The organism is Pseudomonas sp. NPDC087817 (genome assembly GCF_044742875.1).
In the GTDB taxonomy this organism is placed as follows: Bacteria; Pseudomonadota; Gammaproteobacteria; order Pseudomonadales; family Pseudomonadaceae; genus Aquipseudomonas.
On the sequence record NZ_JBIUVJ010000012.1, the window covers coordinates 1 to 13,133 of the forward strand.

Here is a 13,133-nt window from a genome sequence, read left to right on the forward strand (position 1 = left end):
AGCACCCACACGAATTGCTTGATTCAGTTGTTAAAGAGCGGTTGGTTAAGATCTTTCGTCTCAACCGAGGCGCGCATTCTACAGCAGCCTCATTTGCTGTCAAGTGATTATTTTCAGAAGTTTTCGAAGAATTCTTCAACAACTTCAACCACTTGCGCTTCCGATCTCTCGTTAGCGGGAGGCGAATTCTACAGCGTTACTCGCTGTTGTCAACACCTCTTTTTCTCCGCTTTCGACCGAGAAGATCGAACCGTTAAAAGAGTCAAACATCACGACACTTTCAACTCCTTCCAGGCTTCGATGAACTGAAGCGACCCACTCTCGAAAACCGTATAACTCATTGAATCTCAAGGAGTTTTCCGTTTCGACTGCGCCGGAAGTGGGGCGAATTATAGACCTCCAGAATCTGCCGTCAACCGTTAATTTCGCTTTTTATCAAAACGCCGGAAAAGCCTGCTTATATATAGACGCGCCAGCCCTGAATGCGCAGTATATTGCCCAACACCTAAAACAACACTCAGCTCTTATTTAGGACGATGCCCTGTAATGAATGACCAACCCCGCTCCCTTGCCTCAATGTTGTTTCCGGTTGGCCTGCTATTAATAGCCATGGCATCGATCCAGTCCGGCGCATCGCTGGCCAAAAGCATGTTCCCGGTAGTTGGCGCTCAGGGAACAACCACCCTGCGCCTGATCTTCGCCAGTGTGATCATGTTGTTATTGCTGCGCCCTTGGCGAGCAAAGCTGACAGCCAAGTCATTGCGTACGGTGATCGTCTACGGCATGGCGCTAGGTGGAATGAACTTTCTCTTCTATATGTCATTGCGCACAGTGCCTTTGGGGATCGCCGTTGCCCTCGAATTCACCGGACCACTGGCCGTAGCCATCTATGCATCTCGTCGTGCAATCGACTTTCTATGGATCGGACTGGCTGCAACCGGACTGCTGCTATTGATACCGACGGGGGCAACAACCGCCGGAATCGATTTGGCCGGTGCCGGCTACGCTTTGGGGGCCGGTGCCTGCTGGGCGCTGTACATTCTGTTCGGGCAGAAGGCCGGTGCAGATAACGGAGTCACCACCGCAGCACTGGGCGTGATGATCGCGGCGTTGTTTGTCGCCCCCATAGGCATCGTCCATGCGGGTGCCGCGCTACTGACGCCATCACTGATCCCGGTGGCAATTGGCGTTGCCATCCTCTCTACCGCCCTTCCCTATACCTTGGAAATGGTCGCGCTCACGCGTATTCCAGCGCGCACCTTCGGAACATTGATGAGCATCGAACCCGCGTTCGGTGCGCTGTCAGGTCTGCTGTTTCTGCAGGAATACCTCACGCTGTCACAATGGATGGCGATCCTGTGCATCATCCTGGCTTCCGTCGGCGCCACCATGACCATGGGCAGTGCCGCCAAGCCCGCCATTGCGGCAGATTGAAACAGGATTTGACGAAGGTCTGGCAATTGGCGCTCATATAGGCCATGTTTAGGCCCGTAACCCAATGCCAGACATGGATTTTTTTCGGACAGGGATTTCACAACGCTTAGAGCGCAGGCGAATACAGGCAGACCCGAGCGTCAGACTCGCGGCCGCTATAAGGACGGTAATGAAACGAATTTTGATACTGATCGCCGTACTCGCAATCGCGGGCTGTGCGGCGACCTCGAAAACCCAGGTAAAGCACGGCAAGAAAGGGCTGCACATCAACTGTTCGGGGCTCTCGTCCTCTTGGGACAAGTGCTATACCAGCGCAGCCAACTCCTGCGCTCCGAAAGGTTATAAGGTCATCGCCAAGTCGGGGGACTCCGTGGAGGAGCCTGGCGATTATCCATTCGGTCTCAATCCCGCCGGTTACACCAGCCGCAGCATGATCGTCATCTGTAAATAGATCACGGCAGACTGGCGATCTGGCGACCAATCTCGTCATGACTGGACTTCAGCACCGCTCGCTGAATGTCCGGCGTGGCCAGCATCCGCGCCACCACCAGAGCTCCAACGCACTGCGACAGAACCGACCACGCCAGGCTGTCGCTCTCCAGTATCCGCGCCCAACTCTCTTGAAGCCGACAGATCCACAGCTCGGCCTGCTCACGAACCTGAATTTCCGAACGGGCGATTTCCGCACCCAGCGCCGGCAGAGCACAGCCGGATTCAGGCTGTTCAACGTGAGCCATGCTCAAATAGTGTTTGAGACAGCGTTCCAGCCGTTCACGATCCTGTTCGCCCTGCCCGCCCAATCGCGCCAGGCTTTGCCCCAACTCTCGCTCGACGATCGCCGTGAACAGCGCATCTTTCGACGAAAAGTGACTGTAAAACGCCGCTCCGCTCAGACCAATGGCTTTCATCAAACCATCGACGCCGACCGTGGAAAACCCGTTTTGTTTGGCCGACAACGCGCTGCTCTGCAATAGTTTTTCACGGGTTTCCAGTTTGTGACTGGCGGAATAACGCATGTGTTGATCCTCGAATTGGCCGCCTTGACGTTACTCGGATCCTAGCATAACGTTCGTTCACTTAACGATCGTTTACTAAAGGGGTACACCCATGAATAACAAGAAGGTCGTATTGGTGGTTGGCGCAGGCGATGCGACGGGAGGAGCGATTGCCAAGCGTTTTGCCAAAGAAGGATTCGTCGCCTGCGTCACCCGGCGCAGCGTCGATAAATTGCAGCCACTGGTGGAGGCGATTCAGGCCGAGGGCGGCGAAGCCCACGGTTTTGCCTGCGATGCGCGTAAGGAAGAAGACGTCATTGCCTTGATCGAAGACATTGAAACCCGCCTCGGCCCGATTGAAGCGTTTGTCTTCAACATCGGCGCCAACGTGCCCTGCAGCATCCTAGAAGAAACCGCTCGCAAGTATTTCAAGATCTGGGAAATGGCTTGTTTCTCCGGCTTTCTCAACGCCCGTGAGGTGGCCAAACGCATGGTCACCCGCAAACGCGGCACGATACTTTTCACCGGGGCCACTGCCGGATTGCGTGGTGCGTCGGGTTTCGCTGCATTCGCCGGAGCCAAACACGGCATCCGCGCCTTGGCGCAAAGCATGGCGCGCGAGTTGGGACCAATGAACATTCATGTCGCCCATGTCGTGGTCGATGGTGCTATTGATACCGACTTCATCCGCACCAGTTTCCCTGAGAAGTACGCCACCAAGGATCAGGACGGCATCCTCAATCCCGAACACATCGCCGAAAACTATTGGTATCTGCACAGTCAGCCACGGGACGCATGGACATTCGAACTGGATCTGCGCCCCTGGAACGAACGCTGGTAAACCCACCGCCCATAACAATAAGTAGAGAGCAGCGATAATGACGAAAACCGTGGAGTTCTATTTCGACCTTGGCAGCCCTGCCACGTACCTGGCCTACACCCAGCTGCCGAAAATCTGCGCCGATACCGGCAGCGAGCTGATCTATATCCCGATGTTGCTCGGCGGCGTATTCAAGGCAACCGGCAATGCTTCTCCGGCAATGATTCCGGCCAAGGGTCGGTACATGTTTCAAGACCTGGATCGCTACGCAAAACGCTATGGCGTGCCCCTCAGGTTCAATCCGCACTTCCCGATCAATACGCTGATACTGATGCGTGCCGTCACCGGCATACAGCTGCGCCAGCCGGAACGCTTTCAAGCGTTTATCGACTGCTTGTTCAGCGCATTGTGGGTAGAAAGCCGAAGCCTGGACGAACCGGCTACAGTCGCCGCTGTGTTGAGCGAACACGGCTTTGATCCCGATGAAGTCCTGGCGTTGACCAGCGACGAAACCGTCAAGGCTGCATTGAAAGACAATACCGAGATGGCCGTTAAACGTGGTGTTTTCGGTGCCCCAACCATGTTTATCGGCAATCAGATGTTCTTCGGCCAGGATCGTCTCGACTTCGTCGAGGAAGCGTTACGCCAATCCTGAATCGACAAAAAAGTCAGGCGCTGATTTCAGCGCCTGAGTTGTACACGATCAGATTGCAGCAGTACGCGTATTCAGCCATTCCAACGCTGCACCTTCGAGCAACGGGCTCAAGCGCTCGCGCACTTCAGCGTGGTATGCGTTGAACCACTGTTTCTCTTCCTGAGTCAGCAACGATGGCAGCAGGCAGCGTGTATCGATCGGGCACAGGGTCAAGGTTTCGAATTTGAGGAACTCACCGAATTCGCTACTCCCCGCCACCTGATTCATCGCCAGGTTCTCGATGCGCACGCCCCAACGGCCCGGACGATAAGTGCCCGGCTCAATGGAGGTGATCATCCCCGATTGCATCGCGGTTTGCGGTGCCGCCACTGCCTGGTAGGCAATCACCTGCGGGCCCTCGTGCACATTGAGGAAATACCCCACGCCGTGACCGGTGCCGTGACCGTAATCGACGCTTTCGGCCCAGATCGGCGCGCGTGCGATAGCGTCGAGCAGCGGCGACAGAATGCCTTTGGGGAACTGTGCCCGTGACAGCGCAATCACCCCTTTCAACACGCGCGTGCAATCGCGCTTCTGCTCTTCGGTCGGTGTGCCGACTGGCACCATACGTGTGATATCAGTGGTGCCGCCCAGGTATTGACCACCGGAGTCGATCAGCAGCAGACCATCACCCTCGATCACCGCGTGCTCTTCTTCGGTGGCGTGATAGTGCGGCATCGCGCCATTGGCGTTGAATGCAGCGATGGTGTTGAAACTCAGCGAAACATAATCCGGGCGACGCTCACGGGCAGCGGTAAGTTTTTCGTCGATGGTCAGTTCGGTAATGCGTTCGCGGCCCCAGGCCGACTCCAGCCAGGCGAAAAACTCGCAGAGTGCCGCGCCGTCCTGTTCCATGGCTTTACGGATGTGCTGGGCGTCAGCTTCACTTTTTTGCGATTTGGCCAGCGTGGTCGGGTTCAAGCCTTCGACCAGTCTCACGCCGCTATCGAGGTTATCCAGCAGACCACTGGTTACGCGCGCGGGGTCCACCAGCAGGCTCGCGCCACTCGGTACGGCACGCAGAGCGTCGGACACTTCGGTGTAATCACGCAGCGTTACGCCGTCTTTCTCCAGCACTGCCCGCAAATCAGCATCAACCTTGCTCAACGCCACGAACAGCGTGGCTTGCTGTTGATTGATCAACGCGAACGAAACAAACACCGGGTTGAACGACACGTCACCGCCACGCAAATTGAACAACCACGCGATGTCGTCGAGGGTGGCGATGAAGTGCCAATCGGCGCCGCGCTCCTGCAACGTCTCGCGCAGTTTGGCGAGCTTCTCGCCGCGACTGACAGTCGCTTGCGGCGGCAAATGCTGATAGATCGGCGCATTCGGCAGGCTTGGGCGATCGCTCCAGACTTCCTTGAGCAGATCGATATCGGTGCGCAGACGTGCGCCGCGTGCTTCGAGCTTGCTGCCCAACGTGCGGGCGGAAGCCACCGCCATCACCGCGCCATCGACCGCAACCACACCACCTTCCGGTGTTTGCTCAGCCAGCCAATCCAGCGGGCTCGGTTGACCCGGTTGCAGCTTGACCAGTTCGATACCGCTGCCTTTGAGCTCCTTGGTCGCCTGTTCCCAATAACGACTGTCAGCCCAGACACCGGCGAAATCGTCAGTAACAATCAAAGTCCCGACCGAACCATGGAAACCCGAGAGCCACTGCCGACCTTGCCAGTAACCCGGCAGGTATTCCGACAGATGCGGGTCGGCGGACGGCACCAACAGCGCATGAATGCCTTCGCGGCGCATCAGTTCACGGGTGTGCGCCAGGCGCTGGGGAACCGATCCTTCGGTCAAAGTCTGGGTACTCATCATGTCTCCTGCCAATCACTTCATCGTTATTGTTCGTCACCGGAACAACCGGCGCGTTAAAGCCCTGTCGCCCAGAATGCCGGAGCACTGGCGCAGGCGGTCTTGATCAGTTGCGCGGCCTTGTCGATATCTTCGGCGGTGGTGAAACGGCCGAGGCTCAAGCGGATGGTACGCCCGGCCAGACGCGCATCATGCCCCAGGGCCAACAGCACATGCGACGGCGTGTTGCTCGCGGAATTGCACGCCGAAGTCGCGGAAAACGCCATCGAATGGCTCAAAGCCGCGCTGTTGAATTCGCCCTCGCTGAAGGTCAGGCTCAAGGTATGCGGAATGCGCTGGGTGGCACTGCCATTGAGGCGCATGCCCGGCAGGCTCAGCAGTTGTTCAAGCAAGCGTTCGCGCAACGCGACAATGGTTTTTTTCTCTTCATCGAATGCAGCGGCGGCCAAGGCAAATGCGGCGCCCATTGCGGCGATCTGGTGGGTCGCCAAGGTGCCCGAGCGCAAACCGCTCTCGTGTCCGCCGCCGTGAATCTGCGCTTGCACGCGCTGCTGCGCCCGGGGACCGACGTACAGCGCGCCGATCCCTTTGGGACCGTAGAGCTTGTGTGCTGAAAACGACATCAGGTCGACCGGCCACTGCGCCAGATCAATCGCCACCTTACCTGCGCCTTGCGCCGCGTCGACATGGAACAACGCCGCGCGACCACGGACGATTTCACCGATGGCCGGGATGTCGTTGACAGTGCCGAGTTCGTTGTTGACCAGCATCAGCGACACCAGAAAAGTGTCGTCACGCATGGCTTCGCTGACCGCTTGCGGGGTAATCAAGCCATCGGCGTCCGGCACCAGGTAGGTCACGGCAATGCCGGCGTCCTGCAACTGGCGGGCGGTATCGAGGATGGCTTTGTGTTCGATCTGGCTGGTAATGATGTGGCCGCCGGGCACACCGCGCGCCTGGGCGACGCCTTTGAGGGCGAGGTTGTTGGACTCGGTGGCACCGGAGGTCCAGACGATCTGTTCGGCTTGCGCGCCGACCAGTTCGGCGACTTGCCGGCGGGCCTGCTCGACCGTTTGCCGGGCTTGCTGGCCGAACGCGTGGGAGCTGGAGGCCGGGTTGCCGAAATTACCGTGAAACCCCAGACATTCGATCATCACCTGGATGACCCGCTCGTCCACCGGGGTGGTGGCGGCGTAATCGAAATACAACGGACGTATGTTCATAAAAGACTCGCAGAGCGTGTTCCGGGATCAGGAGGCTCGTGTCTGCAAACGGCACTGCGCAGCCTTGTGAGCTGCGCGTCGGTTCGAGAGCGTCATCAATACCTGATCGGATGCCGTTAAAGAAGAACAACTTCATTTAAAAGTGCGTAGGAACGCTCCTGAAGCCGAGCTTAACAGGCATCGGGCCGGCGGTTGAAGCAATGCGTCAGCTAAAGCTTTCGAGAAGTAACGGGTACAACGAAATCACCAGTAACGCCGCCATGCCCCAGTTGAACACGCGCAGCCAGCGCGGATCTTTCAACACATTGCGCAACAGCGTGCCGCATGCGGCCCAGACGCCAACGCTCGGCAAGTTGATGATGGCGAACACCGCGGCGATCACGACCACATTGGTGAAGTAGCCCTGCATCGGCGTATAGGTGCTGATAGCACCGATGGCCATGATCCACGCCTTGGGATTGACCCACTGGAACGCCGCAGCGCCAAGGTAACTGATCGGTTTGGCGTCGCCTTCGACGTTGTCACCGACAGGCCCCGAGTGCGCGATTTTCCACGCCAGATACAACAGGTACGCCGCGCCGACATAGCGCAGAACTGTGTAGAGAAGCGGGTAAGTCTGAAATACCGCACCCAGGCCAAAGCCTACGGCGACAACCAACACGAAGAAACCGCAGGTAATGCCGAGCATGTGCGGGATGGTTCGGTTGAAACCGAAATTAACCCCCGATGCGAGCAACATCGTGTTATTCGGTCCCGGTGTAATCGAGGTGACAAGGGCAAACAGGGCAAAGCCCAGCAAAAGATCAAGCGAGAGCGTCATGGGTTCAATCCGTCAGGGTCATTCAGATGTTGACCCTATCCCACGCGGCCCGGCAAACCCACGGACAGTTGGGAAAAACTTCGAGCAGTACAGTTTTCTTCTAACTTGGACGACCGTGCAGCTGTACCGCACGTTCTGCGCTCATTTCGGCTTGCTTGTCGAATTGCGACTGTCCCAGCAATTGGGCTTTCTTCGCGTGGTATTCGTCGAAGGACAAACCGCTGCGGTTCAGCGCTTCCATCGCCAGTTCGCGGGATTCTTCTGCGGTGTAGGGGCGCAATTCCGGGGAAACATGGCTGGCGCAACCGGCGAGAACGGAGACAGCGAGCAATAGGGAGACAGTCAATAAACGATTCATGGGAGCGTCCTGGCGAGCAATGTGGGGGTCGATGGACAAAGGCTACGCCCGGGCACACTCGCGCAAAAATCATCGCTCTCAATAGTGGCTATCAGAAAATCAGCATTACCGGCCTATATCTCCTAATGATCTATAAATATCAATTAACGTTCTTTTACGGAATATCAATCAACCTTTATAAATCCCTGCATGCATTCGCCACTGTTGCTCCAGCAACTGTTGCACTGGCAACAGTGGATCAACAATCCGGCCGCTAATTCACATAGCCGACCCCGACCGAAACGCTCAACGCCCCATAAACCGGGCCCTCCAGGAATTGGTACAGCACTTGCTCAAGCCCAGTGACTTACTCACTGCTCGCTGAGCAACTGTTGAAAAAGGAACTGATCATGTCGCGTCCTCTGAAAGTCGTCGCCCTGTCCGGCGGCACCTGGCGTCCATCGCGCACGTTGGTGCTGACCCAAGCCCTACTGAGCGAATTGGCCGGGCACTTGCCAATCGAGAGCCATCTGATCGAACTCGGTGACATCGCCCGTCCGCTGGGTGGCGCCCTTTCGCGCCAAGAGTTGAGTGCGGAAGTCGAAGCCCAGCTGCAAGCCATCGAACAGGCCGACCTGCTGATCGTGGCCGCACCGGTTTATCGCGGTTCCTATCCGGGTCTGCTCAAGCATTTGTTCGACCTGATAGACCTCAATGCGCTGATCGATACACCGGTGTTGCTGGCGGCTACTGGTGGCAGTGAACGCCATGCGCTGGTACTCGATCACCAGCTTCGCCCGCTGTTCAGTTTCTTCCAGGCCGTGACGCTGCCGATCGGCGTGTACGCCACCGAGGCCGATTTCGCCGATTACCAGATCACCAGCGAGCCATTGAAAGCGCGGATCCGCTTGGCCGCCGAGCGTGCCGCGCCGTTGTTCGCGACGCAAATCAAACCGTTGCTGAAGATCGCTTAAGGAGCTGTTCATGGATGTTTTCTGGTTCCTGCCGACCCACGGCGACGGCCACTATCTGGGTACCACTCAAGGTGCGCGCCCGGTCACGCTCAATTATTTGAAACAAGTCGCGCAAGCCGCGGACAGTCTCGGTTATCACGGTGTGCTGATTCCCACCGGACGCTCCTGCGAGGACTCGTGGGTGATCGCCTCGGCGCTGGTGCCGTTGACAGAACGCCTGCGTTATCTGGTGGCGATTCGCCCGGGGATCATTTCGCCGACGGTGTCGGCGCGCATGGCGGCGACGCTGGATCGACTGTCCAACGGCCGCTTGCTGATCAACGTGGTGACCGGCGGCGATCCGGACGAGAACCGAGGCGATGGCAGTTTCCTCAGCCACAGCGAACGCTACGAAGTCACCGACGAATTCCTCAGGATCTGGCGCCGGGTGTTGCAAGGCGAATCAGTGGATTTTGAAGGCAAGCATCTCAAAGTGCAGAACGCCAAGGCGTTGTACCCGCCGGTGCAGAAGCCTTATCCGCCGCTGTACTTCGGTGGTTCGTCCGACGCGGCACATGATCTCGCCGCTGAACAAGTCGACGTTTATCTGACATGGGGTGAACCGCCGGCTGCCGTCGCCGAGAAACTTGCCGATGTGCGCGAGCGTGCGGCGCGTCATGGTCGCAAGGTCAAATTCGGCATTCGCTTGCATGTGATCGTCCGCGAGACCGCCGAGGAAGCGTGGAAGGCGGCAGACAAACTGATCGAACACATCAGTGATGAAACCATTGCGGCGGCGCAGAAATCCTTCTCCCGTTTCGACTCCGAAGGCCAGCGGCGCATGGCGGCATTGCACGATGGCCGTCGCGACAACCTGGAAATCGCACCCAACCTGTGGGCTGGCGTCGGCCTGGTGCGTGGCGGCGCCGGCACTGCACTGGTCGGCGATCCGCAGCAAGTCGCGGCGCGGATCAAGGAGTACGCGGACCTGGGCATCGACAGTTTCATTTTCTCCGGCTATCCGCATCTGGAAGAGGCGTACCGGTTTGCCGAACTGGTGTTTCCGCTGTTGCCGGAGCCATACGCGAGCCTGGCCGGACGCGGCGTAACCAACCTCACCGGGCCGTTTGGCGAAATGATTGCCAACGACGTACTCCCCGCCCAAGCCAAGGCCTGAAAACGCCCACTGTAGGAGTGAGCCTGCTCGCGAAAGCGGTGTGTCTGCGCCGGTGATGTCGACTGTGCTGACCTCATCGCGAGCAGGCTCACTCCTACAGATAATCGCGTCGATTTGATGAGGAACACCGCGTGACCGCCAAACCGCAAAGTACCTTGCTGTCCCCCTTGCAGACTGCCCGTCAACTGGCCGCCGAATTTGCCCTGACCGCCGTCGAACGCGACGAGCGCGGTGGCACCCCGAAAGCCCAGCGGGATGCCCTGCGTGACAGCGGCCTGCTGGCCCTGAGCATTCCGACCCGCTACGGCGGTCTCGGCGCGAGCTGGAGTGAAACCCTGCAGATCGTCCGCGAGTTCGCCAAAGTCGACAGTTCCATCGCCCACGTCTTCGGTTTTCATCACCTGATGCTCGCGACCGTGCGCCTGTTTTCTCGCACCGAGCAATGGCAGCCATGGTTCGAACAGACCGCCCGCCAGAACTGGTTTTGGGGTAACGCCTTGAATCCGCTCGACACCCGCACGGTGGTCAAGGACTTCGGTGGCTGGCGTGAGTTTTCCGGCAAGAAAAGCTTCTGCTCCGGCGCCACCGACTCGCAGATGCTCATCGCCTCGGCAGTGGATGAAAGTGCTGGCGGCAAATTGCTCATCGCCGCGATCCCTACGGGCCGCAGTGGCATCACCTTACATGATGACTGGAACAACATCGGCCAGCGCCAGACCGACAGCGGCAGCGCCACCTTCGAACGGGTGCGGGTCGAGGAATCGGAACTGCTGCTCGATCCCGGCCCGCTGAGCACACCGTTCGCCTGCTTGCGCCCGTTGATCGCGCAACTGACCTTCACGCATATGTTTCTCGGGATTGCCGAAGGGGCTTTTGAAGAAGCGCGGAATTACACCCTGAGCGAAACCCGCCTCTGGCACAAATCCGCCGCGCGCGATGTGCGTGAAGATCCTTACGTGCTCGCGCATTACGGCGAGTTCTGGGTTGCACTGGAAGGCATTCGCCTGCTGGTCGAGCGCGCAGCAGCGCTGCTTGATCAGGCGTGGGCCAAAGGTCCGAACCTCAGCGCCGAAGAACGCGGACATCTGGCCACGGCGATTGCCACCGCCAAAGTCGCCGCCAGCCGTCAGGGCCTCGACATTTGCAGCCGCTTGTTTGAAGTCACCGGCGCACGGGCGACTCACGCCTCGCTGCGCCTGGATCGACACTGGCGCAACCTGCGCACGCAAACCCTGCACGACCCGCTGGATTACAAACTCCATGAGCTGGGCGACTGGGCGCTGAATCAGGCGCTGCCGGTACCAACCTTCTATTCCTGACCTGCCTGCATTTGAACTAAAAAGAAGGACGAGCCCATGCAACTGCTGACTCTACCGCCCTCACCCGCCCTGGCCACGTCGATCCGCGCCACCGCGCAGGTGTTCGAAGACCCGAAGTCCCAGGCCCTGCTCGCGCATTTGCAACAGGTCGCGCCGAGCGAAGCCAGCGTGCTGATCATCGGTGAGACCGGCACCGGCAAAGAGCTTGTAGCGCGGCACATTCATAACCTGAGCAACCGCCGTCATCGGCCATTCATCGCGGTCAATTGCGGCGCGTTTTCCGAGTCACTGGTGGAAGCTGAACTGTTCGGCCACGAAAAAGGCGCCTTCACCGGCGCGCTGAGTGCCAAGGCCGGGTGGTTCGAGGAAGCGGATGGCGGCACGCTGTTCCTCGATGAAATCGGCGATTTGCCGATGGCGATTCAGGTGAAGTTGTTGCGGGTACTGCAGGAGCGCGAAGTGGTGCGGCTAGGGTCGCGCAAAAGCATCCCTATTGATGTGCGAGTGCTGGCGGCGACCAACGTGCAGTTGGAGAAAGCGATCAACGCCGGGAATTTTCGCGAGGATCTCTATTACCGACTCAACGTGGTCAATCTGGAATTGAACCCATTGCGCGATCGGCCCGGCGATATCCTGCCGCTGACCCGGCATTTCATCGAGGCCTACAGTCAGCGTCTGGGTTACGGCCGGGTCAGCATCAGCCCCGGCGCGGAAAACAAGCTGCGCAGCTACAGTTGGCCGGGCAACATCCGCGAACTGGAAAACGTCATCCATCACACGCTGCTGATCTGTCGCAACGGTGTGATCGAACGCGATGACTTGCGTCTGTCGAACCTGCGTATCGAACGCCCGGATGATCACCACGCCAGCGCCGACGACTCACCGGAAGCGTTGCTGGAACAAGCCTTCCAGAAACTCTTCGCCCAACAGGCCGGGGCGTTGCACGAAAAAGTCGAAGACGCTTTGCTACGCGCCGCCTATCGCTTCTGCCATTACAACCAAGTGCACACCGCAGCGTTGCTCGGTCTGAGCCGCAATGTCACCCGCACGCGGTTGATCAGGATCGGCGAACTGGCGGTGAACAAGCGGCGTATGACGGAAAACCTGCAAGGTGAGCGGCTGATCCAGTTGTCGATCTAACCGACCAGGGTGCAGTGCAATGCATCGTCGTGACTACGGGCGATGCTGCTCAGCACCTGGAACGAGTTGAAGGTGACGGTTTTCGCCTGATGGGCGCGGATCAACTGCCAGAAATCCTGCTCGCCGCTTTCGAAACTGCGAAACGCGGCCTCCCCGGCCTCGCGCGTCTGCCACTGCAAAAAACTCAAGACCCGCCGGCCATCGTCGCTGGCTTGCACGCTTGCACTGACAAAACCGTCGTAGCGCTGGGCCAGGCGTTCAGTCTGCAACGACAGTGCCGAGACCAACGACGGTTGTTGCCGAGGCTCGATCTCGAATTCGATCAATTGGGTAAAGCTGCGGTTTTGCGCTGATGCTTGCATGAAAAGTCCCCACTCATCGTAAAACGAGTCTTGCGACTCGA

At 58.5% G+C, this 13,133-nt stretch carries 14 protein-coding genes; 8 read left to right on the plus strand and 6 right to left on the minus strand.

Features of this window, described 5'->3' with window-relative positions:
• Positions 1-546: 546 nt before the first annotated feature.
• Together rhtA and ACIONG_RS11830 are read left to right on the plus strand one after the other, a co-directional pair.
• Positions 547-1,434, plus strand: a complete 888-nt coding sequence (gene rhtA / locus ACIONG_RS11825; RefSeq protein ID WP_401299480.1) for a threonine/homoserine exporter RhtA — start codon at positions 547-549, stop codon at positions 1,432-1,434.
• Positions 1,435-1,603: 169 nt separating this feature from the next.
• Positions 1,604-1,885 (plus strand): hypothetical protein, encoded by a 282-nt coding sequence (locus ACIONG_RS11830; RefSeq protein WP_103304826.1) that lies wholly within the window; start codon positions 1,604-1,606, stop codon positions 1,883-1,885.
• A gap of 1 nt (position 1,886) precedes the next feature.
• Here the strand turns inward: ACIONG_RS11830 and ACIONG_RS11835 are convergent, their stop codons facing one another.
• Positions 1,887-2,450, minus strand: a complete 564-nt coding sequence (locus ACIONG_RS11835; RefSeq protein ID WP_103304825.1) for a TetR/AcrR family transcriptional regulator — start codon at positions 2,448-2,450, stop codon at positions 1,887-1,889.
• A 91-nt stretch (positions 2,451-2,541) separates the two neighbouring features.
• Here ACIONG_RS11835 and ACIONG_RS11840 point away from each other — a divergent pair, with 91 nt between their 5' ends.
• Together ACIONG_RS11840 and ACIONG_RS11845 are read left to right on the plus strand one after the other, a co-directional pair.
• Positions 2,542-3,270, plus strand: a complete 729-nt coding sequence (locus tag ACIONG_RS11840; protein ID WP_103304824.1) for an SDR family oxidoreductase — start codon at positions 2,542-2,544, stop codon at positions 3,268-3,270.
• 37 nt (positions 3,271-3,307) lie between these two features.
• Positions 3,308-3,904, plus strand: a complete 597-nt coding sequence (locus ACIONG_RS11845) for a 2-hydroxychromene-2-carboxylate isomerase (RefSeq protein WP_401299485.1) — start codon at positions 3,308-3,310, stop codon at positions 3,902-3,904.
• A gap of 48 nt (positions 3,905-3,952) precedes the next feature.
• Here the strand turns inward: ACIONG_RS11845 and ACIONG_RS11850 are convergent, their stop codons facing one another.
• From ACIONG_RS11850 to ACIONG_RS11865, 4 genes are all read right to left on the minus strand, one after another.
• Positions 3,953-5,761: an aminopeptidase P family protein gene (locus ACIONG_RS11850; RefSeq protein ID WP_401299488.1), complete on the minus strand. Its 1,809-nt coding sequence runs from the start codon at positions 5,759-5,761 to the stop codon at positions 3,953-3,955.
• A 56-nt stretch (positions 5,762-5,817) separates the two neighbouring features.
• Complete coding sequence (locus ACIONG_RS11855) at positions 5,818-6,984, minus strand: aminotransferase class V-fold PLP-dependent enzyme (protein ID WP_401299491.1); 1,167 nt, start codon at positions 6,982-6,984, stop codon at positions 5,818-5,820.
• Between the two features lie 205 nt (positions 6,985-7,189).
• On the minus strand, positions 7,190-7,804 hold the full coding sequence (locus ACIONG_RS11860; protein WP_103304820.1) for a LysE family translocator: 615 nt from the start codon (positions 7,802-7,804) through the stop codon (positions 7,190-7,192).
• Between the two features lie 100 nt (positions 7,805-7,904).
• Positions 7,905-8,162, minus strand: a complete 258-nt coding sequence (locus ACIONG_RS11865; protein WP_213026157.1) for a hypothetical protein — start codon at positions 8,160-8,162, stop codon at positions 7,905-7,907.
• Positions 8,163-8,551: 389 nt separating this feature from the next.
• Here ACIONG_RS11865 and msuE point away from each other — a divergent pair, with 389 nt between their 5' ends.
• The 4 genes from msuE (at position 8,552) to ACIONG_RS11885 (ending at position 12,730) form a co-directional block, all read left to right on the plus strand.
• A complete protein-coding gene (gene msuE, locus ACIONG_RS11870; RefSeq protein ID WP_401299495.1) occupies positions 8,552-9,115 on the plus strand; it encodes an FMN reductase in 564 nt (187 codons plus the stop codon).
• 10 nt (positions 9,116-9,125) lie between these two features.
• The gene (gene ssuD, locus ACIONG_RS11875) at positions 9,126-10,271 is read left to right on the plus strand and encodes an FMNH2-dependent alkanesulfonate monooxygenase (protein ID WP_401299498.1); all 1,146 of its coding nucleotides are present in this window, start codon (positions 9,126-9,128) and stop codon (positions 10,269-10,271) included.
• A gap of 131 nt (positions 10,272-10,402) precedes the next feature.
• Positions 10,403-11,590 (plus strand): acyl-CoA dehydrogenase family protein, encoded by a 1,188-nt coding sequence (locus tag ACIONG_RS11880; RefSeq protein ID WP_103304817.1) that lies wholly within the window; start codon positions 10,403-10,405, stop codon positions 11,588-11,590.
• A 36-nt stretch (positions 11,591-11,626) separates the two neighbouring features.
• A complete protein-coding gene (locus tag ACIONG_RS11885; protein WP_213026160.1) occupies positions 11,627-12,730 on the plus strand; it encodes a sigma-54-dependent Fis family transcriptional regulator in 1,104 nt (367 codons plus the stop codon).
• Here ACIONG_RS11885 and ACIONG_RS11890 read toward each other — a convergent pair.
• Entirely contained in the window at positions 12,727-13,092 is a 366-nt protein-coding gene (locus tag ACIONG_RS11890) for an antibiotic biosynthesis monooxygenase (protein ID WP_401299502.1), read from the minus strand. The genes ACIONG_RS11885 and ACIONG_RS11890 overlap by 4 nt on opposite strands.
• Between the last annotated feature and the right edge of the window lie 41 nt (positions 13,093-13,133).